24 protein-coding genes are annotated in these 26,658 nt (G+C 26.7%); 9 read left to right on the top strand and 15 right to left on the bottom strand.

Annotation, left to right across the window (positions count from 1 at the left end):
- Positions 1-157: 157 nt before the first annotated feature.
- Positions 158-1,360, bottom strand: a complete 1,203-nt coding sequence (locus BTO04_RS01945) for a class I SAM-dependent RNA methyltransferase (RefSeq protein ID WP_087562893.1) — start codon at positions 1,358-1,360, stop codon at positions 158-160.
- 111 nt (positions 1,361-1,471) lie between these two features.
- Between BTO04_RS01945 and BTO04_RS01940 the strand changes: the two genes are divergently transcribed.
- Both BTO04_RS01940 and BTO04_RS01935 read left to right on the top strand, forming a co-directional pair.
- A complete protein-coding gene (locus BTO04_RS01940) occupies positions 1,472-2,197 on the top strand; it encodes a class I SAM-dependent methyltransferase (protein WP_087562892.1) in 726 nt (241 codons plus the stop codon).
- Positions 2,194-2,871 (top strand): ZIP family metal transporter, encoded by a 678-nt coding sequence (locus tag BTO04_RS01935; RefSeq protein WP_087562891.1) that lies wholly within the window; start codon positions 2,194-2,196, stop codon positions 2,869-2,871. The genes BTO04_RS01940 and BTO04_RS01935 overlap by 4 nt, the downstream gene beginning before the upstream one ends.
- A 128-nt stretch (positions 2,872-2,999) precedes the next feature.
- On the opposite strand, the gene BTO04_RS01930 is transcribed toward BTO04_RS01935, so the two are convergent.
- A complete protein-coding gene (locus BTO04_RS01930) occupies positions 3,000-5,183 on the bottom strand; it encodes a RecQ family ATP-dependent DNA helicase (protein WP_087562890.1) in 2,184 nt (727 codons plus the stop codon).
- Between the two features lie 143 nt (positions 5,184-5,326).
- Between BTO04_RS01930 and BTO04_RS01925 the strand changes: the two genes are divergently transcribed.
- The 4 genes from BTO04_RS01925 to lptB all read left to right on the top strand — a co-directional run bounded on the left by BTO04_RS01925 (position 5,327) and on the right by lptB (position 8,320).
- The gene (locus tag BTO04_RS01925; protein WP_087562889.1) at positions 5,327-6,295 is read left to right on the top strand and encodes an SIS domain-containing protein; all 969 of its coding nucleotides are present in this window, start codon (positions 5,327-5,329) and stop codon (positions 6,293-6,295) included.
- Positions 6,295-7,122: a twin-arginine translocase subunit TatC gene (gene tatC, locus BTO04_RS01920; RefSeq protein ID WP_087562888.1), complete on the top strand. Its 828-nt coding sequence runs from the start codon at positions 6,295-6,297 to the stop codon at positions 7,120-7,122. The genes BTO04_RS01925 and tatC overlap by 1 nt, the downstream gene beginning before the upstream one ends.
- Positions 7,097-7,438 carry a carboxymuconolactone decarboxylase family protein gene (locus BTO04_RS01915; RefSeq protein ID WP_087562887.1) on the top strand — a complete coding sequence of 114 codons (342 nt, stop codon included), beginning with the start codon at positions 7,097-7,099 and terminating at the stop codon, positions 7,436-7,438. Before tatC ends, BTO04_RS01915 begins: the two co-directional genes overlap by 26 nt.
- A 144-nt stretch (positions 7,439-7,582) precedes the next feature.
- Positions 7,583-8,320: an LPS export ABC transporter ATP-binding protein gene (gene lptB, locus BTO04_RS01910; RefSeq protein ID WP_087562886.1), complete on the top strand. Its 738-nt coding sequence runs from the start codon at positions 7,583-7,585 to the stop codon at positions 8,318-8,320.
- On the opposite strand, the gene BTO04_RS01905 is transcribed toward lptB, so the two are convergent.
- Positions 8,317-9,516 (bottom strand): ATP-binding protein, encoded by a 1,200-nt coding sequence (locus tag BTO04_RS01905; protein ID WP_087562885.1) that lies wholly within the window; start codon positions 9,514-9,516, stop codon positions 8,317-8,319. The two genes, lptB and BTO04_RS01905, sit on opposite strands and share 4 nt — an antisense overlap.
- Positions 9,513-10,250, bottom strand: coding sequence for a phosphatidylcholine/phosphatidylserine synthase (locus BTO04_RS01900; protein ID WP_087562884.1), 738 nt, complete (start codon positions 10,248-10,250; stop codon positions 9,513-9,515). The genes BTO04_RS01905 and BTO04_RS01900 overlap by 4 nt, the downstream gene beginning before the upstream one ends.
- A 97-nt stretch (positions 10,251-10,347) precedes the next feature.
- Here BTO04_RS01900 and BTO04_RS01895 point away from each other — a divergent pair, with 97 nt between their 5' ends.
- The 3 genes from BTO04_RS01895 (at position 10,348) to BTO04_RS01885 (ending at position 13,642) form a co-directional block, all read left to right on the top strand.
- Positions 10,348-11,331, top strand: a complete 984-nt coding sequence (locus BTO04_RS01895; RefSeq protein WP_087562883.1) for a YheT family hydrolase — start codon at positions 10,348-10,350, stop codon at positions 11,329-11,331.
- A gap of 71 nt (positions 11,332-11,402) precedes the next feature.
- Complete coding sequence (locus BTO04_RS01890; RefSeq protein WP_198342094.1) at positions 11,403-12,473, top strand: PorV/PorQ family protein; 1,071 nt, start codon at positions 11,403-11,405, stop codon at positions 12,471-12,473.
- A gap of 5 nt (positions 12,474-12,478) precedes the next feature.
- The gene (locus BTO04_RS01885) at positions 12,479-13,642 is read left to right on the top strand and encodes a DUF4105 domain-containing protein (RefSeq protein WP_087562881.1); all 1,164 of its coding nucleotides are present in this window, start codon (positions 12,479-12,481) and stop codon (positions 13,640-13,642) included.
- A 1-nt stretch (position 13,643) separates the two neighbouring features.
- Here the strand turns inward: BTO04_RS01885 and BTO04_RS01880 are convergent, their stop codons facing one another.
- The 11 genes from BTO04_RS01880 to BTO04_RS01830 form a co-directional block, all read right to left on the bottom strand.
- Positions 13,644-14,957 carry an exopolysaccharide biosynthesis polyprenyl glycosylphosphotransferase gene (locus tag BTO04_RS01880; RefSeq protein WP_232455972.1) on the bottom strand — a complete coding sequence of 438 codons (1,314 nt, stop codon included), beginning with the start codon at positions 14,955-14,957 and terminating at the stop codon, positions 13,644-13,646.
- A gap of 65 nt (positions 14,958-15,022) precedes the next feature.
- Positions 15,023-15,766, bottom strand: a complete 744-nt coding sequence (locus BTO04_RS01875) for a glycosyltransferase family 2 protein (RefSeq protein ID WP_087562879.1) — start codon at positions 15,764-15,766, stop codon at positions 15,023-15,025.
- The gene (locus tag BTO04_RS01870; protein WP_198342093.1) at positions 15,759-17,048 is read right to left on the bottom strand and encodes a phenylacetate--CoA ligase family protein; all 1,290 of its coding nucleotides are present in this window, start codon (positions 17,046-17,048) and stop codon (positions 15,759-15,761) included. The genes BTO04_RS01875 and BTO04_RS01870 overlap by 8 nt, the downstream gene beginning before the upstream one ends.
- Positions 17,048-18,058, bottom strand: a complete 1,011-nt coding sequence (locus tag BTO04_RS01865) for a glycosyltransferase family 4 protein (protein WP_087562878.1) — start codon at positions 18,056-18,058, stop codon at positions 17,048-17,050. The genes BTO04_RS01870 and BTO04_RS01865 overlap by 1 nt, the downstream gene beginning before the upstream one ends.
- A complete protein-coding gene (locus tag BTO04_RS01860; RefSeq protein ID WP_087562877.1) occupies positions 18,051-19,373 on the bottom strand; it encodes an O-antigen ligase family protein in 1,323 nt (440 codons plus the stop codon). Before BTO04_RS01860 ends, BTO04_RS01865 begins: the two co-directional genes overlap by 8 nt.
- A 1-nt stretch (position 19,374) precedes the next feature.
- Positions 19,375-20,451, bottom strand: a complete 1,077-nt coding sequence (locus BTO04_RS01855; protein WP_087562876.1) for a glycosyltransferase — start codon at positions 20,449-20,451, stop codon at positions 19,375-19,377.
- A complete protein-coding gene (locus tag BTO04_RS01850; protein WP_087562875.1) occupies positions 20,444-21,568 on the bottom strand; it encodes a glycosyltransferase in 1,125 nt (374 codons plus the stop codon). Before BTO04_RS01850 ends, BTO04_RS01855 begins: the two co-directional genes overlap by 8 nt.
- On the bottom strand, positions 21,565-22,563 hold the full coding sequence (locus tag BTO04_RS01845) for a glycosyltransferase family 2 protein (RefSeq protein WP_087562874.1): 999 nt from the start codon (positions 22,561-22,563) through the stop codon (positions 21,565-21,567). The genes BTO04_RS01850 and BTO04_RS01845 overlap by 4 nt, the downstream gene beginning before the upstream one ends.
- A complete protein-coding gene (locus tag BTO04_RS01840; RefSeq protein WP_087562873.1) occupies positions 22,553-24,103 on the bottom strand; it encodes a glycosyltransferase family 2 protein in 1,551 nt (516 codons plus the stop codon). The genes BTO04_RS01845 and BTO04_RS01840 overlap by 11 nt, the downstream gene beginning before the upstream one ends.
- A complete protein-coding gene (locus BTO04_RS01835; RefSeq protein WP_087562872.1) occupies positions 24,100-25,239 on the bottom strand; it encodes a glycosyltransferase family 4 protein in 1,140 nt (379 codons plus the stop codon). Before BTO04_RS01835 ends, BTO04_RS01840 begins: the two co-directional genes overlap by 4 nt.
- 5 nt (positions 25,240-25,244) lie before the next feature.
- Positions 25,245-26,651: a hypothetical protein gene (locus tag BTO04_RS01830; protein ID WP_087562871.1), complete on the bottom strand. Its 1,407-nt coding sequence runs from the start codon at positions 26,649-26,651 to the stop codon at positions 25,245-25,247.
- Positions 26,652-26,658 lie beyond the last annotated feature (7 nt).

Here is a 26,658-nt window from a genome sequence, read left to right as displayed (position 1 = left end):
AAACAAGCATAGCCCTGATTGAAGTGACATCCTTTTTTATGCTGAACTTGTTGCAGTAACTTCTATTAATATACTATTCGTATTAAATGAAGAGATCCTGAACTAAATTCAGCATAAAAAAGATATAACGGAAAGCAGGAAATAGCTTCTAAAAAAACTAATCTTCAGAAGTGGTTTCTATATCAGCATCTAAAGTGTCTTCTTTAGGTTCTTTAAACTTACGTGTTCCTTCATACAATTCGTACTTTACAAACTTACAGTTTAAATCTCCGTTTTTAAGCGCAATTCTTTTAGATGTTCTAAGACCTACAGCTTTTAAAGCATCTGTATCTGAAGTAATTAACCAAGCTGAAGAACCTGGATAATTGTTTTTAAGTGTATCGCCAATTTTTTTATAAAACTCTTCTGTATCAATATTTAAACGCTCCCCATAAGGTGGATTAAATAAGATTGTTGTGTTTCCAAAAACCTCTTTTTTAGAATTGAAAAAGTTGACGTGATGCACACCAATAAATTCATCTAGATTCGCATTTTCTATATTTGCTTGTGCTTTTTGAACTGCAGAAGGCGCTTTATCAAACCCCATTATTTTAAAATGAGAAGAACGAATTTTCTTTAATAATGATTCTTGAATGGTAAAATATAAATCTTCATCATAATCTTTCCAATTTTCGAAAGCAAAGAGTTTTCTGTTGATATTGGCAGGAATATGATTGGCAATCATAGCTGCTTCAATTAATATTGTACCAGAACCACACATTGGATCAATGAAGTTTTCTTCACCTGTATAACCAGACAATAAAACCATACCAGCAGCCAAAACTTCGTTAATTGGTGCAATATTTGTAGCGGTTCTATATCCTCTTTTATGAAGTGAATCTCCTGAAGAATCTAGAGAAACTGTTAACCAATCTTTGTGAATATGAATATGAATTTTTAAATCTGGAAAATCTAAATCTACATTTGGTCTTTTACTATATTTATGACGAAAATAATCTGCAATTGCATCCTTAGATTTTAATGATATATAGTGTGAATTAGAAGTGAAATTCTTAGAATTTACAACTGCTCCTATTGCAAAAGTACCTTCTACTTCTAAAAAATTTTCCCACTTTATTTTCTGAATCGCTTCATATAAATCTTCTTCATCGTAAATTTTACAAACTTTTATGGGTTTTAAAATACGAACAGCAGTTCTTAAAGCAATATTTGCTTTGTACATAAAACCTGTATCACCTCTAAAAGTAACACTTCTTATGCCTTCCTTAACGTCTTGTGCACCTAAATTTTTAAGCTCTTCTGCCAACACACCTTCTAAACCGAAAAGTGTTGTTGCCGTCATTTTAAAATCTTTTTCCATACTTGTAAAATTGTCTGCAAAAATACATTTTATAAATAGGAAAAATTAGTATTTGAAAAATTCATTTTATGAAAGATAAGATTTGGTTACTTTTACAAACTGAAAGAAATTATGAAGACAAAAGATTGGTTTACAGATTGGTTTAATACAAGTTATTATCATATTTTATATAAAGACAGAAATGATGCTGATGCACAGTTATTTATGAAAAATATAACGGTACTTTTAAACCTACCGAAAACAGCACATATTTTAGATTTACCTTGTGGAAAAGGGCGTCATTCTGTATTTTTAAATTCCTTAGGTTACAAGGTTACTGGTACAGATTTATCTGAAAACAGTATTTTGCATGCAAAAAGGTACGAAAATGACACGCTACATTTTGATGTTGCAGACATGAGAAAACCTTTAGTAGATAAATATGATGCAATTTTTAATTTATTTACTAGTTTTGGTTATTTTGAAGATGATTCTGAAGATCTTTTAATTTTACAGAACATAAAAAACGGATTACAAAAAGAGGGATCTTTTGTATTTGATTTCTTAAATGCTGAAAACGTAAAATTAAATTTAGTGAAAGAAGAAACTAAAATTGTAGACGGAATTTCTTTTAATATTACCAGAGAAATTAAAAACGGATTTATTCTAAAAAATATTTCTTTTGAAGCTGATAATGAACTTCACTCCTTTTCTGAACGTGTAAAGTATTTAGACGCTAATAAAATTAAAGAATATTTTAAAAGTGTTGGTTTTACGATTACTAATACTTTTGGCGATTATAATTTAACTGAATTTAATTCAAAAACATCTAAACGATTAATTCTTATAGCAAAGTGAATTATATCTTACTAATCTTATCTGTTCTTATTGGTTCTTCATTGGTTTTCTTATTAAAACCAAGTAATAAAATAGTCCGCTTATTATTAGCTTTTAGTGGTGCCTATTTATTAGCTGTAACCATTCTTCATTTATTACCAGAAGTTTACACCGACGCAACAGATTATAAAAAAATAGGGATTTTTATACTTATAGGAATTATTCTACAATCAGTTTTAGAATCCTTTTCTAAAGGAGCTGAACATGGGCATATTCACATTCATACGGATGGAAAAAAATTTCCAACGTTGTTATTTGTAAGTTTATGTTTACATGCTTTATCTGAAGGCTTACCAATACACAATGGAAATGAAAACTTAATTTGGGCAATTGTTGTGCATAAAATTCCTATCGCCATTGTATTAACAACCTTTTTATTACATACAAAATACTCGAAATCTACAATTTTTATTTTCTTAACTTTCTTTGGATTAATGAGTCCTATAGGAATTTATCTTGCAAATAAAGTTGCTTTTTTCACGGAATATCAATCGGAAATTACAGCACTAATTATTGGTGTTTTCTTACACATTTCTACTATTATTCTTTTTGAAAGTTCTGAAAATCACAAGTTTAATCTTCAGAAATTTACAGCTATTCTATTAGGAATATTACTAACTATTTTTACTTTATAGTTTTTACTTTTACGTAGGTAGATATTTAAAATAATGATCTAAGTTATATAACCACACTCATTATAAACAATAAAAAAGCATTATTTGGAGATTATAGGTTTGAATTAAGTGATGATATAAGATAAAGTTTAATTTCCTACTTCATTTATAAATTTAATACGCATTAATCGGAGTTCCTCCTCATCATAATCACCATCAAATTCATCTAAAGCATCTTGAATTTTATCTGTATCAGCTTCCATAAAATAATCATGAATTTCTTCTTGCTGGTCTTCATCTAACAAATCATCTATAGAATAATCTATATTTAATTTTGTTCCAGAAAAAATAATAGCTTCCATTTCCTTAATTAAATCACTCATTTCCAACCCTTTAGATTTAGATATATCAATTAAAGGTAATTTTCTATCAGTATTCTGAATAATATATAATTTTAAGCCTGAGTTTACACCTGTGCTCTTAACAATTAAATCATCTGGTCTTAAAATATCATTTTCATCAACATAATCTGTGATAAGTTTTACAAAATCCTTACCAAATTTACGTGCTTTACCTTCTCCTACTCCATGAACTTTAGAAAGTTCATCTAAATTAATCGGATATTTTAATGCCATATCATCTAAAGATGGATCTTGAAAAACAGCAAAAGGAGGAACTCCTGCTTTAATAGCTACTTTTTTACGCAAGTCTTTTAATAGTATAACTAATTTCTCATCGGCTGCACCACCAGAGGATTTGGCATTTGTAATAATAGAATTATCAATTTCTTGAGTATAAGAGTGATCTTCTGTCATCATAAATGATGAAGGTTTTTCTCTAAAATTTTGACCAATTTCTGTCAGTTTTAAAACACCATATTGTTCAATTTCTTTTCTGATAAAATTAACAACCAAAATCTGACGAATTAATGCCATCCAATAAGCAGCAGGTTTGTCTTTACCAATACCAAAATGAGGTTGTAAATGTGTTTTATGAGAAGTTAAAAGTGCGTTTTCTCTACCAATAATTGTATTAACTACTTCTTTAGATTTGTATTGTTGTAATGTACTCTTAATTACAGATAATATTTTTACAACATCATCTTTTGCTTCGTTCTTTACCTTAGGGTTTCTAGAATTATCATTCATATCTGCACCTAATCCATTTATTGCATCATACTCTTCACCAAAATAATGTAAAAGATATTTACGCCTATTCATTGAAGTTTCTGCATAACCAACAACTTCCTGTAATAGTGCATGTCCTATTTCTTGTTCTGCAATAGGCTTACTTGCCATAAATTTTTCTAACTTTTCTATGTCTTTGTAGGCATAAAAAGCTAAACAATACCCTTCTCCATCATCACGTCCTGCTCTACCGGTTTCTTGGTAATAACTTTCTAAACTTTTAGGAATATCATGGTGAATTACAAAACGAACATCTGGTTTATCAATTCCCATTCCAAAAGCAATGGTTGCAACTACAACATCTGTATCTTCCATCAAAAACATATCTTGATGTTTTACACGTGTTTTTGCATCTAAACCTGCATGATAAGGAACCGCTTTAATACCATTTACCTGTAAAATCTGGGCAACTTCTTCTACTTTCTTTCTACTTAAACAATAGATAATTCCAGATTTACCCATTCTTTGTTTTACAAAACGAATAATATCTTTTTCTACATCTTTTGTTTTTGGTCTTACTTCATAAAATAAATTTGGCCTATTAAAAGAAGCTTTAAACCTATTTGCATCTGTAATTCCTAAAGTTTTTAAGATGTCTTCTTGTACCTTTTCTGTAGCAGTTGCCGTTAAACAAATTACAGGAACATTATCTATGGCTTTTATAATGTTTTTTAAATTTCTATATTCAGGTCTAAAATCATGTCCCCATTCAGAGATACAATGCGCTTCATCAATAGCAACAAAAGAAATTTTCTGTGTTCTTAAAAAAGTCACATATTCTTCTTTTATTAGAGATTCTGGTGCTACGTATAATAATTTTGTAATTCCGTTAGCAATATCTTCTTTAACTTGATTTACATCCGTTTTATTTAATGAAGAATTTAAAACGTGTGCAATACCATGATGCTCAGAAATACCTCTAATTGCATCAACCTGATTTTTCATCAAGGCAATTAAAGGAGAAACAACAATTGCTGTTCCCTCTTTCATTAATGCGGGTAATTGGTAACAAAGAGATTTTCCTCCACCAGTTGGCATTATTACAAAAGTATTCTCATTATTCGAAATACTTTCAATTACTTGCTCTTGTAAGCCTTTAAATTTATTAAAACCAAAAAACTTTTTTAGAGGACTATGTAAATCCATTTATATAATAATATTTGTTTAACATTAAAAAAATAAATTACAAACATCTTTATATGTTTGATGTAACTATTTTTTGTAGTAAATTTGCCTTGTTTCTACATATAAAGATATAACTTTTTTTTATTCTGATAAAATACTAAAACTTGAAAAATTACAACACAATTATTGATACTGCCAAAAAAACTATTTTAATAGAAAGCAACGCTATTGCTAATTTAGCTAATTTAATTGATGTTAATTTTGAAAACGCAATTAAATTCATATTAAATTCTAACGGAAGAGTAATTGTTACTGGAATTGGAAAAAGTGCAAATATAGCTACTAAGATAGTAGCTACTTTTAACTCTACAGGAACTCCCGCTATTTTTATGCATGCTGCAGACGCAATTCATGGAGATTTAGGAAATGTTCAAAAAGAAGATGTAGTAATCTGTATTTCTAAAAGTGGTAACACACCAGAAATTAAAGTTTTAGTTCCGTTAATTAAAAACTACGGAAATAAAATTATTGCAATTACAGGAAATATAGACTCTTTTTTAGGAAAGAATGCTGATTTTCCTTTAAACACTTTTGTAGAAAAAGAAGCTTGTCCTAATAATTTAGCGCCAACAACAAGTACAACAGCACAACTTGTTATGGGAGATGCTTTAGCTGTTTGTTTGTTGGATTTAAAAGGATTTTCAAGTAAAGATTTTGCAAAATATCATCCGGGAGGAGCGTTAGGTAAGCGTTTATATTTAAGGGCTTCAGATTTAATTAAAAACAATCAATTACCAAAAGTTGAAGAAAATGACAGTATTGTTAAGGTAATTGTAGAAATTTCTGAAAAAAGATTAGGAGTTACAGCTGTTTTAAAAGATGAAAAAATAATTGGTATTATTACAGATGGAGACATTAGAAGAATGCTAAATAAAACAACAGATATCAATCATTTTACAGCAAAAGATATAATGGGTAAAAACCCAAAAACATTACACCAAGATTCAATGGCTATTGAGGCTTTAGACACTTTAGAAAATAATAGTATTACTCAAATATTAGTTGTTGATGATGCTAAAAAATATGTTGGTGTAGTTCATTTACATGATTTAATTAAAGAAGGAATTTTCTAATGGCAGAACAAAAAAACGAAATGTCCTTTTTAGGTCATCTAGAAGAATTAAGGTGGCACTTAGTAAGAAGTGCAGCAGCAATTTTTATCATCGCAATTTTATTATTTGTATTTCAAAAAGAAGTTTATGATAACTTTTTACTAGCACATAGAAGAGCTGATTTTGTTACCTATCAGTTTTTTTGCGATTTTTTTACTTTTTTTGGCTTTGATAGTACATTCTGTAATGTAGAATTTAAAGATAACCTTATTAGTTTAAAACCAACTCAGCAATTAATGAACGCTATTTGGTCTTCGTTAATTTTAGGTATTATTATTTCATTCCCTTACTTATTATGGGAAATCTGGAGGTTTATTTCTCCTGGTTTAACATCAAAAGAAGTTAATAAATCTAGAGGTTTTATTTTTATAGCCTCCTTTTTATTTTTCTGCGGAATTGCGTTTAGTTTTTATGTAATTGCACCAATTTCAATTCACTTTTTATATAATTATCAAATTACAGATTTAATTCAGAATAACTTTACAATGGACTCTCATATAGGTTTAGTTACCAATATGTTATTAGGAGTTTCTATTCTTTTTGAATTGCCTGTTTTAGTTTTCTTTTTAACAAAAATAGGATTAGTTACTCCTGAGTTTTTAAAGAAATATAGAAAACATTCATTAGTAGTTGTATTAATATTAGCAGCTATTATAACACCACCAGATATTGCAAGTCAAATAATTGTAGCAATTCCTATTCTTATTTTATATGAAATAAGTATTAAAGTATCGAAAATGGTGATTAAAAAACAACAAAAAAATGAACAAAAAAACACAAGAGTTTAATGATTATCGTCAGAAAATGAACGATAAGATTTTATCTTCTGATAATAAAATTATAAAAAGAATATTTAATTTAGATACTAACGCATTTGCAGAAGGTCATTTACCTAGTAAAACAAAAGAGCTTCTAGGTTTAGTGGCTTCTGCAGTTTTACGTTGTGATGATTGTATTGCATATCATTTAGAAACGGCACATAAAAATGGAGTAACGAAAGAAGAAATGATGGAAACGATGTCTATTGCTACTTTAGTTGGAGGAACTATTTTAATTCCTCATTTAAGAAGAGCTGTAGAATTTTGGGATGCTTTAGAAGAATAGGGTTTAATCGTTTGTTTGATTAATCATATAATTATGAGCAAGTTTGTTAACAAATTAAGAAGTAACCTATTTTAAATTTTTACTTTTACCCTTTTAGACTATTACAAATAAACAATTACCCATTTTAACAGTTACACGTAATAAATGATATTAAGAGCAGAAAATATTCAAAAAATATATGGAAGCAGAAAAGTTGTACAAGGCATTTCTTTGGAAGTTAAGCAAGGTGAAATTATTGGACTTTTAGGTCCAAATGGAGCTGGAAAAACTACATCTTTCTATATGATTGTTGGTATGATTAAACCAAATGCTGGTAAAATCTTCTTAAATGAAGAAGAAATTACTGATGATGCCATGTACAAGCGTGCGCAAAAAGGAATTGGTTATTTGGCTCAAGAAGCATCTGTTTTTAGAAAACTATCTGTAGAAGAAAACATTATGTCTGTTTTACAATTCACAGATTTATCAAAAAAAGAACAGAAGGTTAAACTAGAATCTTTAATTGAAGAGTTTAATATAGGTCATGTTCGTAAAAATAGAGGAGATTTATTATCTGGTGGAGAAAGAAGAAGAACAGAAATTGCACGTTGTTTAGCTTCTGATCCAAAATTTATTTTATTAGATGAACCTTTTGCAGGTGTAGATCCTATTGCTGTTGAAGATATACAAAGTATTGTAGCCCATTTAAAAGACAGAAATATTGGTATTTTAATTACAGATCATGATGTACAAGCTACTTTAGCTATTACAGATAAAACCTATTTAATGTATAATGGAAGTATCTTAAAAGAAGGAACTCCAGAAGAATTAGCTGCAGATGAAATGGTTAGAAAGGTATACTTAGGTAAAGATTTTGAGCTAAAAAAGAAAAAATATTTTTAATCTTTAATTATAGGAACTTTTATACAAAATTCTACTCCTAAATTTTCGTCTTTTAAATTTACTATTTTAATACTTCCTCCTAGTCTTTCTATAATTGAACCTATAGTAGACAAACCAATTCCTACACCTTTTTTCTTGTCTAGTGTTTCAAAAAGTTCAAATACTTTTTTATGATATTTATCCTCTATTACTGGGCTATTATTTTTATAAGATATTTTATAAAAATCAGATTCAATTTCTAAAGAAATAGAGATAATTGATTCACCAACTTCTACAAACTTTATGCTATTAGATAGCAAGTTTTGAAAAATTTGAATAAAACCTATTTTTGATTGTTTTATAGAAATATCACAATCAATATAATTAATTACATATTTATTCTCCCAATTATTTAAATGTTTAATATTTTCTAATACTACTTTTAGATTAAAGTTTTCGTAAACTATTTCTTTATTTGTAGCTGTAGTGAAATTCAATATTCCTTCAACTAGAGAATACAAATAAGTACTGTTAGAAGAAATTAAATTAAGTGAAGTTTTTCCTTCATTATCTAATTTATCTGAATAATCTTCCACTATTATTTCAGAAAGAAATTTTATGCCACTTATTGCCGATTTGATGTCATGTGTTAACCTATAAGCAAATTCACTTAGCTGCTTATTTAATCTTAAATTTTCATTATTTGCTTCAGACAATTGCCTGTTTCTTAGTCTTGTTTCAAACTGACTAATGACTAGACTTGAAAGCGATTTAAGTGATTCTTTCTGACCGTCTGTTAATGTTCTTGGCTTATTATCTATAACACATAAAGTTCCTAAAGAAAAACCCTCTTTTGTATTTAAAGGAGCACCCGCATAAAAAATCACATTTGGGTTCCCTGTTGAGAGTGGATTATCCTTAAAACGTTCATCTTTACTCGTATCAGGAATAATAAATAACTCATCTGGAGTGTTAATTGCATGAGCACAGAATGCTACATTTCTTGGCGTTTCTGTTGCATCTAATCCATGATGCGATTTAAACCATTGTCTTTTAGTATCTACTAAAGAAACTAAAGCAATTGGAGTTTCACAAATTTCTGATGCTATTCTTGTAATATCATCATACTCTTTTTCTGATATAGTATCTAAAACCTGATATCGTTTTAAAGCTTCAATTCTTTCATTTTCATTATCAGGAATTGGTCCTTCAATCATAATTTTCTTTTAACTTGATAATTACTTATTACTGATAGCAATACATAAAACACAATTATTAACGGAATTGAAATGTATTTTAATATAATAATTAAAACGATAGCTGTTATTAAAAAAAAGTATTTCATTACGTTGTTTTTAAAACTATAGTCCTTAAATTTTAAAGAAAATAAAGGCAATTCCGCATTCATTAAATAAGTTAGAATAAGTGTTACAGTAATTAAAAAATAATTATTCTGTACCAGATCTGTAATTATAGAATAGTTAGAGTACGCCACAATTAAAGGCAAAGAAATAACAAACAAACTCATTGCAGGTGTTGGTAAACCAATAAAAGAATCCGATTGCCTTGTATCAATATTAAATTTTGCCAATCTGTAACAAGCTGCTAAAGTTAATAGTAAACCCAAATATGGTAGATAGTGTTGTAAGTTCAAATCACTAGAAAAATCACCAATTTCTTCCGTTCTATTTTTTAACAATTGAAACATTATAATTCCTGGAACAACACCACTTGTTACCATATCTGCTAAAGAATCTAATTGTTTTCCTAGTTCTCCAGAAACTTTTAATATTCGTGCAACAAATCCATCTAAAAAATCAAAAATTATACCTAAAACCACAAAAAGTCCTGCAAAAACAAAATCTCCTTCTACAGCAAAAATAGTTGCAATTGTTCCGCTTAAAAGGTTTCCTAGCGTTAATAAATTAGGAATGTGTTTTTTGATATTCATTTTATTAGTTAATTAAAAAGCTAAAATAAGGAATCAATGTTTATGAATTTTCTAAATCATTAAATTTTTATCATATTTGTATCAATAAGATATTTATATGCCTTTATTTAACTCAGATTTCTCTCCTACTTTACCTTTCAAAAATGGTCACTTTAACACAATGTACAGACCACTTTTTATGAAAGATACTACAAATTATCAGAGAAAAAGAATTACAACTTGGGATCATGATTTTTTAGATTTAGATTTCTCTTTAATCGGTTCTAAAACATTAGCCATATTAATTCATGGTTTAGAAGGAAGCTCAGCATCTAAGTACATGACCTCTACATGCAACCACTTAAATTCTAAAGGATTAGACACCGTGTGTTTTAATTTAAGAAGTTGTAGTGGAGAAGATAATTTATTGCTTTCTACTTATCATAGTGGAAAAACTGAAGATGTTAGTTTTGTAATAAACCACTTATTAGAAAATTATGACTATGAAAATATTATTATAATCGGATTTAGTTTAGGTGGAAATTTAACACTGAAATATTTAGGTGAGTATAAGGATCGTTTGTCTTCAAAAATAAAAGGTGGAATTTCAATTTCAGTTCCTGTAGATATTGCTTCTTCGGAAAAAGAAATGGACAAATTGAAAAATAAATTATATATAGAAATGTTTTTTAAAACTCTAAAAAACAAAATTTTAGAGAAGTCTCATAAATTTCCTGAATATAATTTAGATAAAGATCAATTATTTAAAGCTACTAAATTTAAACACCTAGAATATTTATATACTGCACCTGTTTTTGGTTTTAAAAGTCCAGAAGATTATTGGGAAAAAGCTAGCTCTAAACCTTATCTTTTAAGTATTGATAGACCAACACTTTTAATTAACGCAAAAGATGATACCTTTTTAGCAGAAGAATGTTACCCAATTGAAGAAGCAAAAGAGTCTAAATTCTTTCATCTAGAAATGCCTAATTATGGTGGTCATGTTGGTTTTATGTCATCATTTAAACCCTTAGAAAATACTTGGCTAGAAAACAGAATTTCACGTTTTATTAAAGAAAATATTCAGATTGATATTTTATAAACAATATCTTAAGAAAACAACAGTTATTTTAGTATGTTTTTAGATATTTGTTATTAATAATTTTACACCTTTTGAAATATAAAATTTTACTTTTTTTATTCATCTCTCCAATTCTTTTAAATGCCCAAGCATTTAGAAGTTATTCAAATGAATTTTTAACAATTGGCGTAGATGCAGCAGCTTTAGGAATGAGTAAATCTGTTGTTGCTACAAGTAAAGGAGTAAATTCGATTTACTGGAACCCTGCAGGATTAATTGGTATAAAAGACTACCAAGGTTCACTAATGCATGCTTCTTATTTTGCTGGTATTGCAAACTATAATCATGCTGCTTTTGCCATGCCTATTGATGCAGAAAGTGCTCTTGGAATCTCAATTATACGTTTTGGGGTTGATGATATCTTAAATACAACTGAGCTAATAGATAGTCAAGGAAATATCGATTTTAATAGAATTAGTCTTTTTTCATCTGTTGATTATGCTTTTAACGTTGCCTATGCTAAAAATTTAATTTTTAAAGATTTAAAATTCGGAGTAAACGCAAAAATTGTAAGAAGAATTATTGGAGATTTTGCTTCTTCTTGGGGTTTTGGTTTTGATGTTGGAATTCAGTTTGATAGAAATGATTGGAAATTTGGATTAATGGCAAGAGACATTACAACAACATTTAATAGTTGGGCAATTAATGAAGATGAATTCAATAAAATTAAAGATGCTATTCCTGGACAAAATCAAGAATTACCAGAAACAACAGAAATTACAAAACCAAAATTACAAATAGGAGTTGCTAGAAATTGGCGAATAGGACGTTTTTTTAATCTATTAACTGAAGTAGATTTAAATATGCGATTTGCAAAAACAAATGATATTTTTTCTTCGGATGCTGTTAGTATTGATCCAGCTGCTGGTTTTCAATTAGATTTTGATGAGATTGTTTACCTAAGAGCTGGTGTTGGTAATTTTCAGCATATAACTCAGTTTGATAATACAAAATCTCTTTCATTACAACCAAATTTTGGTGTAGGTTTTAATTATAATGGTATTCAAGTAGATTACGCATTAACAAATATTGGTAGTGTTGGTAACGCTTTATATTCAAATATTTTTTCAATAACTTTTGATTATAGTTTTTTTAGACCCTAGTATTTATGATAAAAAAATACCTTCTTTTACTCTTTCTAATTTCTTTTATTACCCCAATTAAAGCCCAGCTTCAACTTTCTGTTTACTCTGAAGTAAGCATTGTTACTGCTGGTCCTGGAACAGAATTGTATGAAGCCTTTGGTCATTCTGCAATTAGAATTAAAGATCCTGTTTTAAACTTAGATTTAATTTATAATTATGGAATGTTTGATTTTAATGCTCCAAATTTTTACACAAATTTTGCAAAAGGGAAACTAATATATAGTTTAGCACGTTATGATTTCAAATATTTTATAGCAAGCTACAACAGAGATAAACGCTGGTTAAAACAACAAGTTTTAGATTTAACTCAAGAAGAAAAACAAAAATATTTTACGTTTTTAGAAAATAATGCAAACCCACAAAACGCTAATTATTTATATGACCCATATTATGATAATTGCGCAACAAAATTACGAGATATTACTTCTTTAATATTAGGCGATAAAGTTGTTTTTAAAAATGATTCTTTAGAAAAAAACTTAACTCTTAGAGCGTTAATGGATAAAGAAATTTATTGGAATACATGGGGAAGCTTTGGAATAAATTTAATTGCAGGTACTAAACTAGATAAAAAAGCGACTTCATTAGAATATATGTACTTGCCAGATTATGTGTATTTGGGGTTTAAAGAAGCCTCATTATTTGTAAAAAATCAACCAAAAAAATTAATTAAAAGAGAAGATATACTCTTAGATTATAAAGAAAATAAGCCGAAAATTAGGTTATTTAATCCTTTTTTAATGTTTAGTCTTTTTGCTGTTATAGGTTTATTTATTACTTATAACGATTTTAAAAAAGGTAAAAGAACTAAATGGTTAGATTTTGCACTATTTTTTATTACTGGCTTAATAGGGAGTGTTGTTATTTTCTTATGGTTTTTTTCAACCCACTCTACAGCTCCAAATAATTATAATTTTTTATGGGCATTTGCACCAAATTTAATTATTGCTTTTGTACTACTTAAAGATAGTAAGTACAAATGGATTAAAAAGTACTTTCAAGTACTATCTGTTTTAATAATAATTATACCAATTATTTGGTTTACTAAAGTTCAACAATTTCCAATAGCAATAATTCCATTATTATTTTTACTCTTTACAAGGTATTTATTTTTGTCAAAAAGATAGATTACTGACCTCTATATAACAAGACTGTAGTTATTGTTTTTATTAAGATTTTGAAATCTAAAAAAGCACTCCTTTCTTTTATATAATACAAATCATATCGCAATTTAATTTCCTGCTCTTCAATTGTATTTGCATAAGGGTAATTAACTTGAGCCCATCCTGTTAAACCAGGTCTAATAACGTTTCTAATAGCATAAAATGGAATTTTTTCTTCTAAATCTTTTACAAATTCGGGTCTCTCTGGTCTTGGTCCTATAATACTCATTTCACCTTTTAAAATATTAAAAAATTGAGGTGTTTCATCTAACCTGGTATTTCTTAAAAACTTACCAAAAGATGTAATTCTAGTATCATTTTTTTTTGCCCAAATAGCACCGTTAACTTCAGCATTAGTTATCATGGATCTAAGTTTATAAATCTTAAAAATTTTACCATTTTTACCCACTCTTTCTTGATTATAAAACAATGAACCACGGTTAGCAAATAAATTTCCAATGAATAAAAATGGAATTAAAACGATAAGTACTAAAACCCCCAAAAGAGAAACAACGATATCAATAAACCGTAAACCAAAAAGATAAAACCTACTACTATTACTTTTACTGAAATTTAAATATTTGTAAAAATTATGACTTAAATATTCCTTTGGTACTCTAGATGTTACTTCTTCATAAAAATTTTCATAACTAATAATATTAACTCCTTGTTTAAACAATAAAATAAGTTCTTTATTCAAAGAATTAATAGTACTTAATGATAATTCACTTTTAGAAACAACAACTTCTGTAATATAACTAGGAGTAATAATAGAAGATAATTTTGTAGTTAAAATATCATTAAAACCTGTTATACCATTTATTTCTTTATCTGAAATATAGGCTATTATATTATGATAATTATCTTTATTTATTTTATGAATTATTTTTTTTATTCTTTCTGAACTACCTATAAATACAACATTTTTAAAATACTTTGGAGAAAAAATAAGCCACATATAAATAAATCTCCAAATTATTATTGGCAAAGAAAGTAGTAGAAAAAAATAAATTATTTGTAACCTATTTGTAGGTAATATCGGCGATATAAATGGGGTGAAAATATAAAATATAGTTGTTGAAAATGCTGTTAGAATAATACTTCTAACGACCAAATACCTATTATTAGATACATTTAAATTATATGATTGAAATATTTCACCAAAGATTAAATAATAAAAATAAAGTAGAAATAGCCAATAAGAGATAAACTGATTATTAAAACTTATATAATTAAAATTTAGAAAATTTGAAGCTAAAAACAATGACGTTGTCAACATAAGAACATCAACTATTCTTAATAGAATTTTTCTTTCAGATAAGTTGTAATATGATTTTGACATTATTATTTTAGCAATTTATTTATAATATTACAGACAGTGTAATAGGTAGCCCTAAAATAAGATAATTTTTCAATTTCTTTATATAAACTCCAATTCCATTTTAACATTTCTATTTTATTATTAGATATCGAATTACTTCTATCTCTATAACTAGCTAAAGCATCTGGAAACCCATAAGCAAAGCTTTCAATTTTTAAAATTTTAAGCCATAAAGCATAATCTTGTCTTTTTCTTATTTCAGGCATATAAATCTTACCTAAAATAGCTGTATTATAAATTGCCGTTAAACATCCTATTTTATTTGAAGATAACATTTGATGATAATCTAATTTAGATTCACAAAAAATAGTCTTTTTTAAATCTTCACCTCGTTCATTAATAACTTTATAAGAAGTATGTGTTAAATTATAATTGTTATCAATCATAAATTTAATTTGAAGTTCTAATTTATTTGGGAACCATAAATCGTCACTATCTAAAAAAGCAATAAAATCACCTTTTGCTAAATCTATCGCTTTATTTCTAGCAATACCTGCTCCTGAATTTACAGAAAGTTTATGAAGCTTAATACGCTTATCATTATCCATAAATGATTGAATAATTTCCACACTATTATCCGTAGAAAGATCATCAACAATTATCATTTCCCAATTTTGATATGTTTGTGCTTTAACACTGAAAATTGTTAATGATATAAATTCTGATGAATTATAACTTGGTGTAATTATTGAAACTAGATTATTCATTTATAGTAGATATAAAGTTTTTCAACTTCCCTTTTGATGTAATTAATTTAGAATTTGGTTTTATTGTATAACTTACATCAAGATTAAAATAATTATCAATTTCACTTTTTAATTTTTCTTCATTATTAGGCGCTAGTTCTTGTTCTATTAAAAAAATTAAAATACCTTTTTCATCTTGAACAACTTGATAATTTAAATATAGTTTTTCATTTTTTGATAAATTTTTAAAAATATAATAAAAATATAAACTCGGATACATATTTTTAAAACCATAAACCCGCTCACCTACTCTACCTGTAACTTCATCAATAATTAAATGCGCTTTACCACATAAACACTTTTTATTTCTTGGCGCTAATGAAACATAATCACCTAGTTTATAACGAATTATTGGAAATGATGTCATTTGAAGATTGGTAACTAAAATTTCATTATCAATTTCTTCAACCAAAACACCTTCCATATTTATATGCATATTTCCTTCTTTACATTCAAAAGCTATAATTCCAGATTCAGTTGCACCATATTCACCAACTATTTTAACGCCAAAAGCTTTTTTTATTTCATTTTGATAACTATCAAATATTTTTTCTGAAGTACCTTTTACCATTTTAATGTTTTTAGGTTTCGGTAAGTCAAGTTTATTTAATACTACTGCTGCTTGATAAATCATAGAAGAATATCCATGAATGTATTTAGCTTTCTGGGTTTTCTTAATAAACCTTTTTAACGACTTCTCTTCAAAACTAAAAATTCTAAATCTATTTTGTAAGCTGTCTAAAAAGTTGTTTTTTATTTTAGAAATAAATGAAAAATCAAACCCCCAAAAATATCCATTTCTATCCCAAGGATTAATAGTATACCAAGAATAACCTCTTTGAATCGCTGCTCTATTAAAAGAATCTGCACTTTCTTCTCTAAAGAATTTTAAAGATTGACCTGAAGTACCTGAAGTTGTTGCTGAAAATTTTTTTTTATGCTGAATTTTTGTATGAATTCCTGTAGAATTTGTAATTAATTCTTCTTTTGTAAGAATAGGAATTAATTTTATATCACTTAATTTTTTAATAGTATTGATATCAATATTTAATTCAGTAAACTTTTTTTTATAAAAAGGTGAATTACTATTTGCTGTTTTTAAAATTTCTTTTAATTTTTTAAGTTGATAATCTTCTAGTCTATTTAAAGACCAATTCTCAGAAATTTTTAAAAACTTATAAATCTTACCAAGTGATGGATTTCTATATTTTTGACCAATAAGGTAAATTAGTTTATGAAACATTATTTAAGAATTTCTAACCATTTTTCTTTATTATTTCCCCAACTAAACCCTTCAACTTTTTGTCTTGCATTAAAAGCCAAATTTGGATATTTATTATTTAAAATAGCTTTAATAGCATTAGTCATTTCGTCTACATTTTCTTTATCAACTAATAAACCATCTATTTTATTTTCAACTAAAAAAGGAAGTCCTCCAACATTTGTACTTACAATAGGAAGTCCTAAAGCCATTGCTTCCATTACACTTACTGGTGTATTATCAAAATTTGTAGTATTAATAAAAATATCATAATCTTTAGATTTCTCATGCCATTCTTCTTTCAAAAGGACATTTGTAAGTTCTATAGAATCTTCCAAACCTAATGTTTTAAATAATTCTAAAGACTTTTTGTATGAATCGTCTACAAATGGACCAACCATACAGAGACTTGCTGTAGAATATTCTTTCTTTAATTTATTTAAAACTTCAATAGCAAGTGTTGGATTATAAATTTCTTTAAAAGCCCTTACCCAAAATAATCTTGGTTTAATCGTTTTTCTTGTTTTAAACTTATAATCATCAATTTCTAAAATATTAGGTATAAATTGAGTTTCAAAACCTTTTTTCTCAAATTCATTTTTCAAATAAAAAGAAGGTGCTATATTTTTATATGAATAATTAAAAATTAATTTTGATAGAAATATGTTTTTAGCAATCCTTTCTGGTAAGCTTCCTCCGTGTAAAATTGGAATGTATTTTACTTTAAATATTCTTGCAATTTGAGAAACTATTAAAGCATAATAAAAGTTGATAGTACTAAAAGTATCAATTAATATATAATCTACTGAATTTCTTTTTAAAAACGTAGTAAAGCACATGTCTAACAACCTCAAGACCTTATTTGTTTTATCTGAAGAAAGAATTATTGAATAACCTTCACTTTCTAATAACTTAGATAATACAGCCATTGTTGAATTATACTTAGTTTTTTTGGTTAGATTATTACCAATATACAGAATTTTTCTATTCATCTATTTTAGTAATAATAATTAAACTCAAACCATATATAAACCCAGGTAATGCAATTCTCATTGCAGAATGATTAATCGTTAAAAACCAAAAGATATAAAAAGAAATAATAAATGCTTTTTGGTAGTAATTACCCCTGAAAAAATTAAAAAATGGAACAAAAATTAATAATAAAAGTAATAATAACCCAATATAACCATGTTCTTCCAATAATCTACCAACTTCATTATGAGATGCCCCTGTTATATTACTTTCTTTTTTAAGTCTTTCATATTTTCCATTTCCTACACCAATTCCTAAAGGGCTATCTAAAAAATTAATTGCCTGTACTTCTAAAATATCTACTCTTCCTGTTGTTATATCTTTTTGAACACCTCTCACATTTTTACCTGTATATCTATTATTCAGCATTCCTCCAGTTATTCCTGAAGTATATATCCAAATTGAAAAAATGAAAAATCCAGATATAACAATATATTTAAAAAGAACTTGAATAGATACTTTTTTATAAAGTAAGAAAAAGAACGAAAATAAAATTAAGGTAATTGCAGCTGTAATGATACCTCCTCTAGAAAAAGTTAATAAACCTCTGTAAGTGAAATATATCAGAAATATGGCGTCTAAAAATAAATACCCAGACAATTTTTCTTTTGAAAGAATAAATACTGTTAAAATAAACATTCCTAAACCTATTGCTGTGGCAACTTGATTAGGTCCAAAACCTCCTGAAGTTAAAAAATTTGCTTCACCTCCAAAAGTAATTTCTTTTAAATCCGGAGTTCTAAAATACAAATAAGTTATCATTGAAAACAACGGAAGAACCATAAAGAAAAGACCGTCTAATAACTTTTTTTTATCAATTGGTCTTTGATAAAAATATAAAGCAGAAATACCTAAAACAATAGGTCCGCTTAAGTTAAATAAAATATTATTTCGTATAGACTCACCTTCAGGAACTTGAGTAAAAACAATTCCAAGTAATAAAAGTAAAATGTAAAATAGGTATTGTATAGAAAACACCTGTTTAAACCTTCCTACAAAAATACCTAAAAGTAAGAATAAAATTACACCATATTTACCCGTTTCATATAACACAGAACCACCTATCATTCTAATAAATACTTCTCCTCCTGCCAAATAAGCAGCAAATAAAAAAGCTTCTTCATTTTCATTTTTTGAAGAAAAAATAAAAAAAAGAGGAATCGTTAATGATAATAATCCATATATTTTAGGAAATAAAGGAAACGTACCTAAGAAACCAAATGCAATATGTATAAGTATAACTGTTAATTTATTATGTAGTATTTTTTCTATCAAACTATATTGTATATATTTTTATAAGTTGATTTAAAAAACTTTCTTTTGAATAATTTTTTACAACATTCTTATGGAGTAATTCAGAAAACCCTCTTCTTTTTTCTATTGAATTAGCTAAAACTACCATTGCTTTAGATAAATCACACCAGTGATTTGGTTTAACTACAATTCCAGACTTATTATTTTCAACTACGTTACTACATTCTCCTACATTAGTAACGATAACAGGGAGTTTCGCTAAACCATATTCTAATAATGCTATTGGTAAACCTTCAGATTTTGATGATAAAACACCAATAGTAGCTTGACTAAGAATATTTGAAATATCTAAACAAGCGCCATAAACAAATATATGCTTTTGTAATCCTTTAGTTTTAATTAAATCTAAAATTTCTTTAGTATAACTATCTTTATTAATTTTCCCCACTAAATGTAAAGACCAATCATTCTTCTTTTTAATAAAATATTCAAATCCATTTATTAAATTTTCATGATCTTTTTGATCTCTAAAAGCAGCTAAGTGAACAATTTTTTTATTCTCATTTCCTTTCAATACTGTTATTTTATCTAAACAATTAAAAGTAGGAAAGTTATTTAAAAAATATACTTCCTTACAATATAAAATTTCTTTAGACCAAGTTTTTAAATTTGTGTTAACAGAAATAATTGTATTTAAAAAAAAAGAAATAAAATTTAAAGGAAATATTTTTCTTTTATATAATTCTTCACTTTTCCCATAATGATCATGCCAAATAATTTTAATTCCTGAAGAAATTATTTTAATAAAAAAAGCAAAGAAAACAGAAGTTGAGTGTGCATGAATTATATTTATATTATTCTTTGTTAAATAGTTTTTAAATTTAATTATAGCGTTTAAATCAAAAACCTTTTTTTTGTTTAAAAATAAATACCCAACACCTTCATCAATATTACTCAATAAAAGCCCTTCCTTTCTTGTTGTACATAAATGAGAGTTGATTCCTTTTTCATGTAAACCATTCGCAATATTTACTGCAAGAACTTCTGCTCCTCCAGTATTTAATGAATCGATTATTTGAATAACACCAGGCTTATTCATTTAATATTTTTTTAATTTCTAAAGAAAATCGATCTAAAGTATATTTACGAGACCATTTCTGGGCATTTAAAATCTGTTCTTGATAAAGAGCATCATTCTCTATATAATTAACAATAATTGATACAAGATCATCTACTAAGACATTTGATTCAACTACTGTCCCTCTTACTCCTTTGCCTAACATATATTCAACACAAGAAACATTGGATGAAATTGGTAAACATCGCCAAAACATTGCTTCAGCTACAACTTTAGGCCAGCCTTCAGATTTAGAAATAAAAATTAAAAAATTTGATTCTTGATACGCTTTTTTAACAATTTCTTTTATTTGATTACCATGAAGGAATATATTATTTTCTAATTTATGATCAATAATGTATTTTTTAATTTCATTAAACTTATCACCTTCACCATACATATCTAATTGAACTTTATAATCTCTAAAAAGTAAATTCTGAATCGTTTTAACACTCAGTAAAGGTTGTTTTCCTTCTGAAAATGTTCCTACAAATATAAATTTAATTACTGGGTGTAAATTTTTCTTTGGTATTTCAATAATTTCTCCTTTTTTATAAGAAGCTGTAAAAAATGGAATGATATTTTTAGATTGGTTTTTCCATTTACCATAAACCAAAACTTTACAATTTCTTGTTAAAAAGCTATTAGATAAAATCCATTTTTGAATTCGATAACTTAAAGGTTGTTTGCTTTTATGATCCCAATTTCCAGCATATTTAACAGTTTTAGATTTATAAGGAAACAGTATTTGTACAAAGCAACCCAATAAACCAATATTACCTGGACAACGTAAATGAATATGGTTACTTTGTTTCATTACTTTAAATATAAGTATACAAATTTTAGGGATTACTAAAATTGATCTGATTATATTTTTAACAGAAGTAATATTAAAATCGGGTATTTCTATCAGCTTAATTTTTGAATGTAAATATGCTGTTTCTATACTTGTTAATTTATCTTTAGAAATGGGAGCTAACACAATAATTTCATCTACATTTTTTGCCCACAAATTCATTTCTCTTACATAGGGTTCATAAGCATATATTTTACCATCTTTACTTTTGTGAATGGCATGTGTAATAATTCCAAAAATCATTTTTCTATCTTGGGTTTATTAAAAATCAAACTTAACACCCCATAACACCTTCCTAATGCCTCTGTAAAAGCCTCTCTTCTTTTATGGGTAGTAAATACATTTACAAATCTTAATGAAATTAATACAAGGGCAATAGCATACCATTTAGTTATAGCAACTAGAGTCGGTTTTTTATATTTTACTCTCCAAACATACCAACCGTTTCTTGTGACCATTTTACCATATTTTAATTTATTGGGTCTCCCTGCCGCATCATGATGATGTGCTAATAAAACATTAGTAGCCAATACATTTTTACCATATTTAAGAGCTCTTAAAGAATAATCAGCATCCTCATACAAACCATAACCTTCAAAATAGGTTGAAAATTTTATATTATCAACTATTCTTCTTCTAAAAGACATAGACATTCCAATCAATAAATCAACTTCATAATATTTTCCTGTTAAAGGATACCCGCAAGATAAGCCATTAGAAAACTCAGGCATCACCCCTGGTAATTCATTACTTCCTATTCTTAAATAGTTTCTTAAAACATGTCTTTGTCCTAATTTTAAGTGATAACCGTCTATTGTAATATATTTTTTAGAAGGATAATAATCTCTTTTATTCTTTATCCAATTATTTTCATTAGTTGCTATTCCTCCTACTCCCGTAATGTTATCATCTGATTTAAAAACATCAACTAGGTTCTTAAAATAATCTTGTTCTAAAACGGTATCATCATCTAAAAAACAAACAACTTCTGTGTTTTTATCTATTTGTTCTATTCCAAAATTACGTTGTTTGGTTAATCCTCTATTTTGTTCTATTACTTGATGATAAATTAAGTTCTTAAAAACATTATGCTTTAATACTTTTTTGGTTTCATTATTATTAGAACCATCAATAATTAAAATTTCATTAGGATACAATGTTTGTATAGACACAGATTCTAAAAGTGTTAACAACGCTAATGGTCGCATATAGGTACAAATAATAAGGCTAAGCTTCATAATTCATCATTTTTTTTGCCCATACTAAACTCACATTCCAACGTTGATTAAATATTTTAATGTATAAAAATGGATTCTTAATAGCTTGTTTATTATAAAATTTTATAAAAAGTAGCATTTTATAACCTTTTAATTGTTCTAACGTTAAATGCTTTAAGTTATAAGCCGTTACTGTTGGTGAAGGTTTTGGCTGAATTTCATCATTACTCCATTCAGGATTAAACTTAAAACGAAAACCTCCTATTGGAGCTTTTAAATGAAGCATTTTAATTGAAGGTAAATACACATTATCACATCCTATATTCTTCAATTGCATACCAAAATCATTGTCTTCCCCATAACCAAATTCATGTTCTAACTTAAAACTACATCCATTTATAAACTTACTTTCAACAATAGAAGCATTTGTACCAAAACCACTCCATTGATAAAAATAATTATTTTTATCAACCTCATTTTTCTGCAGACAACTAAATGTAAAACTTGACAATCCTAATTTGTCAACAGCTTCATAAGCTTTTTCTAATAAATCAATACCAAACCTTACATCATCATCAGCAAAAAAAACCCAATTTCCGGTTACCTTAGACAATGCCATATTTCTAGCATTACAGGCTCCTAGTTGATGTATAAAAGTATGATCAATTACAAATGGCCAATCATTGTTTAAATAATCTAAATCAGAAACACTGTTTTCATCTCTATTTTGTTCTATAATAATTACCTTTTGAGGTAAAATTGTCTGTTTTGATAAATCTTTTAAAACATGATGCAAATGTTCTTTTCTACCCAGTGTTGGTATTAATACATCTACATTAAAGTTTTGTATTGCAATCGTTTGTTTAGTTGATTTTGAAATTAAATCAGTAAAATCCGAAGAAAAATTAATTTTTTTAACAAAAAAACTTTTAAGGAAAGCCGCTAAAGAAAACTGTTTATTATAAATAACTTTATTTAACAATAAAATAAAAATCCATTGAATTTTATAATGCCTTTTTACAAATTTAAATAAAGTTGAATTATTATTTTCTCTATTTAACAACAAATTTATAGGTAACTTTAAAAGCAATTTTGGTTCAGAGTAACATAGTAGTCCTTTAGGCATATTTAATTTTGCTAGACTACATAAAAACTCATCAAAAGACTGTTTTATATAGATTAATTCTTTTGATTTTATTATTACGTTTGTATTTATACCCCCTATATCGGAAGACATCAACCATGTTGGATATGTAACATCTCTTTTTACATTTATAAAACAATGTTGATCTACAAAACCAATATCTCTAGAGATAATATAGTTCCCATTAATACTATAACTAGCTAAAATTAATTGATGATGAAATACAATGCTTAGATTCTTTTTATTAATAAAATCTTTTAAAGTATGATGACACCAAATAAGTAGCGTATTTGTATACTCTTTAGACAATGAGAATACACATTTTTGAATATTAGTTTCAGAACAACTTAAAATTATATTTGTTTCTGAATCCTCATAATCAATAGCCTGAAACCCGTCGTGATATAAAACAATCATTGTATACTCATATATAATTTGATATTTTCTTCTATCGATTTTTTTATATCAAATTTATTTATAATTCTTTGTCTAGCATTTTTAGCCAATTCTTCTCCTTCTTCTTTATTTTCTAATAAATAAAGAATCTTATCGGCAAATTCGGAATGGTTTTTAGGATTTTCTACAAAACCGGTATTTCCATCAATCATTAGTTCTTTAGACCAACCAATATTAGATGTTACCAACTTTTTTTGCATAGACATTGCTTCTAACCATGTCATAGGAAATGCTTCTGCAAAACTAGGTAAAACGATAACTTCTGAAGTTGAAATGTGATTTTGTACTTCATTATAACTTACTTCAGAAAAATAAACAACATTTTCTTTACTTTGGTTTGTTAACTTGTCTTTAAATAAAGTTAAAGTTGATTTATTTTCTTTAATATCTATTACATCTTTACCTAATAAAATAAGTTTTGCTGAAGGTATCTTCTCAATTATTTTATTAAAAATTGATGCAAGTTCTAAAACGCCTTTTTTCCTGATTAAAGTACCAAAATATAAAATTGTTTTTTCTTTAATTTTTATACTAACATTTGGTTTAAATATATTAGAATCAATAGTATTATATATTACAGAAATACGTTTTTTATAACAAAACAGCTCCTTCGTTTTACTTGCTACAAAATTGCTTACACCAACAACATGATTTGCACCAAAAATTGCTTTCTTTTCAAAAAAGTAATTTTTCTTTTTTTGTTTTCTTTTTTCTAAATGACAAAAATAGGTGTCAGAACCATGAAGTCTAATAATTAAAGGGCATTTAAATTTCATAAAAGCAGTAATTCCAGTCCAATCTGGAGCTTCTAAAACTTCAATACCTTTAGATAAAACAACTTTATTTATGTAATTTTCAATGTACTTTCTATTAAACCACCAAGTAAAAGCTCTTACTTTTTTTTGTTTAATTAAATGAATCTCTACCCCTTTATCTAATAAGATTTCTTCTACAGTTTGACTGTATAAAAAAACAGTAACTTGATGACCTCTACTTACCAATTGTTCTGCAAAATTACTTAGAAAAGAACCAATACCACCAACATTTAGTTTTAGCTTTTTATGAGGATATTCTGAAGTGATAAAGGCAATATTCATGTATATTATTTAGTGTTTAATTCTTTAGAAATTGAATGAAATGCTTTTACAAATCTTTTACTTGTATCTTTTAATGGTAAAAGTGTTTGTAACTTTAAAAATGCTTTTCTTTCTTCTATTTTATCATCTTTTCCTAATAATATATAATTTATAGATTCTATATACTCTTTTTCATTTTTTACAATTATTGAAGAATTTGATTCAACCAATCTTTCTAAATGTAGATATTTTAAAAACTTTTGATCATCAAATAAGGTATTATTCTCATTACCAAATACAGGATTAATTACTGGCTTATCAAAAATAAAAGAATCTAAAGTAATTGTTGATAATACATTAATTACTAAATCTGAATACATTAAAAGACTTTTCAAATCACTAAGGTCAGTTATACTTGGAACTCTCTGTGTCCAAAGTTCACAGTGACTCCTTGCTAATTTCCAATCTGGAAAATTCCATTTTATAAAATCATATTTTAAAATTAGTTCTTTAAATCTCTCCGCACCTTCAGCAGGAGAAGTTCTAACAATTAAATTTACACCACTAACTAATTTATCTTTTTTAATTGCTTCTGCTAAGATTTCTAAATAAAGTGGGTCATTTTCACTACTTGAATCATTACAAGTAAAAAGAATTGTTTTATAATTAGTATTTAAATTAAATTTCTTACAGAATTCTATATTATCATAACCAAAAGAAGTCATTACATAAGGCTCAAATTGAGGGGTACCAACAACATGTATCTTTTCTTTTTTTATAGATTTATAAAAATAAAGTAATTCCTCTCTCATTAAATCATTCCAAACAAAATAATTATTAAAATTACCCGCCATTCTACCTTTAGAGGCTAAATTATCCCAACTAAAAATAAATGTCCCAGTTTTAATTTTTAATTTTTCTGAAGCATAAATGATTGGAGCAATGAAAGATGGTCTTTGATGTGTGAAAAAAAGAATATCTACTCTATTATTTTTTAAAATTTTTAAATAATCTTTTACTATTAATTTGTTTTTAAAAGTTAACTGCTGTAATTTATTAAACAATAACACATATTTTTCTTTAGCTATAAACCTTGTTAACCAATAAATAAACCTAACCATTCTTGCTCTATTTGAACGACCTTTTGAATAGTTACTTTTTAAATTATCATTTACACCAAAATTACTTTTAGCAAACATTCTTAAATGTATAACTTCTTTTACTTTTTTTAAACTCCAAGTAACAAAACCTTCTTCAAAAACATTTAATTCAATTATTAAAATATTGTCAGGTAATTTAGGGTAAATATTTTTGGGAATACAAGAGAAAATTATGATTTTATTAAAGCTATAAGAAGCTTCATTTAAAAAATTACTTAAAATAAAATTTCTGTAACCTACACCATCTGTTATAACTAAACCTAATTTTTTCATATTATAA

Source organism: Polaribacter sp. SA4-10, assembly GCF_002163835.1.
In the GTDB taxonomy this organism is placed as follows: Bacteria; Bacteroidota; Bacteroidia; order Flavobacteriales; family Flavobacteriaceae; genus Polaribacter.
Note: the sequence above shows the minus strand (reverse complement) of the source record. Positions and strands in the feature narration are given on the sequence as shown.

Bases quoted from the DNA above. Each gene is read 5' to 3' on its own strand.
- BTO04_RS01945 (WP_087562893.1), bottom strand. From the start codon at position 1,360: ATGGAAAAAGATTTTAAAATGACGGCAACAACACTTTTCGGTTTAGAA.
- BTO04_RS01940 (WP_087562892.1), top strand. From the start codon at position 1,472: ATGAAGACAAAAGATTGGTTTACAGATTGGTTTAATACAAGTTATTAT.
- BTO04_RS01930 (WP_087562890.1), bottom strand. From the start codon at position 5,183: ATGGATTTACATAGTCCTCTAAAAAAGTTTTTTGGTTTTAATAAATTT.
- tatC (WP_087562888.1), top strand. From the start codon at position 6,295: ATGGCAGAACAAAAAAACGAAATGTCCTTTTTAGGTCATCTAGAAGAA.
- BTO04_RS01915 (WP_087562887.1), top strand. From the start codon at position 7,097: ATGAACAAAAAAACACAAGAGTTTAATGATTATCGTCAGAAAATGAAC.
- lptB (WP_087562886.1), top strand. From the start codon at position 7,583: ATGATATTAAGAGCAGAAAATATTCAAAAAATATATGGAAGCAGAAAA.
- BTO04_RS01905 (WP_087562885.1), bottom strand. From the start codon at position 9,516: ATGATTGAAGGACCAATTCCTGATAATGAAAATGAAAGAATTGAAGCT.
- BTO04_RS01900 (WP_087562884.1), bottom strand. From the start codon at position 10,250: ATGAATATCAAAAAACACATTCCTAATTTATTAACGCTAGGAAACCTT.
- BTO04_RS01895 (WP_087562883.1), top strand. From the start codon at position 10,348: ATGCCTTTATTTAACTCAGATTTCTCTCCTACTTTACCTTTCAAAAAT.
- BTO04_RS01885 (WP_087562881.1), top strand. From the start codon at position 12,479: ATGATAAAAAAATACCTTCTTTTACTCTTTCTAATTTCTTTTATTACC.
- BTO04_RS01880 (WP_232455972.1), bottom strand. From the start codon at position 14,957: ATGTTGACAACGTCATTGTTTTTAGCTTCAAATTTTCTAAATTTTAAT.
- BTO04_RS01875 (WP_087562879.1), bottom strand. From the start codon at position 15,766: ATGAATAATCTAGTTTCAATAATTACACCAAGTTATAATTCATCAGAA.
- BTO04_RS01870 (WP_198342093.1), bottom strand. From the start codon at position 17,048: ATGTTTCATAAACTAATTTACCTTATTGGTCAAAAATATAGAAATCCA.
- BTO04_RS01865 (WP_087562878.1), bottom strand. From the start codon at position 18,058: ATGAATAGAAAAATTCTGTATATTGGTAATAATCTAACCAAAAAAACT.
- BTO04_RS01855 (WP_087562876.1), bottom strand. From the start codon at position 20,451: ATGAATAAGCCTGGTGTTATTCAAATAATCGATTCATTAAATACTGGA.
- BTO04_RS01850 (WP_087562875.1), bottom strand. From the start codon at position 21,568: ATGATTTTTGGAATTATTACACATGCCATTCACAAAAGTAAAGATGGT.
- BTO04_RS01845 (WP_087562874.1), bottom strand. From the start codon at position 22,563: ATGAAGCTTAGCCTTATTATTTGTACCTATATGCGACCATTAGCGTTG.
- BTO04_RS01840 (WP_087562873.1), bottom strand. From the start codon at position 24,103: ATGATTGTTTTATATCACGACGGGTTTCAGGCTATTGATTATGAGGAT.
- BTO04_RS01835 (WP_087562872.1), bottom strand. From the start codon at position 25,239: ATGAATATTGCCTTTATCACTTCAGAATATCCTCATAAAAAGCTAAAA.
- BTO04_RS01830 (WP_087562871.1), bottom strand. From the start codon at position 26,651: ATGAAAAAATTAGGTTTAGTTATAACAGATGGTGTAGGTTACAGAAAT.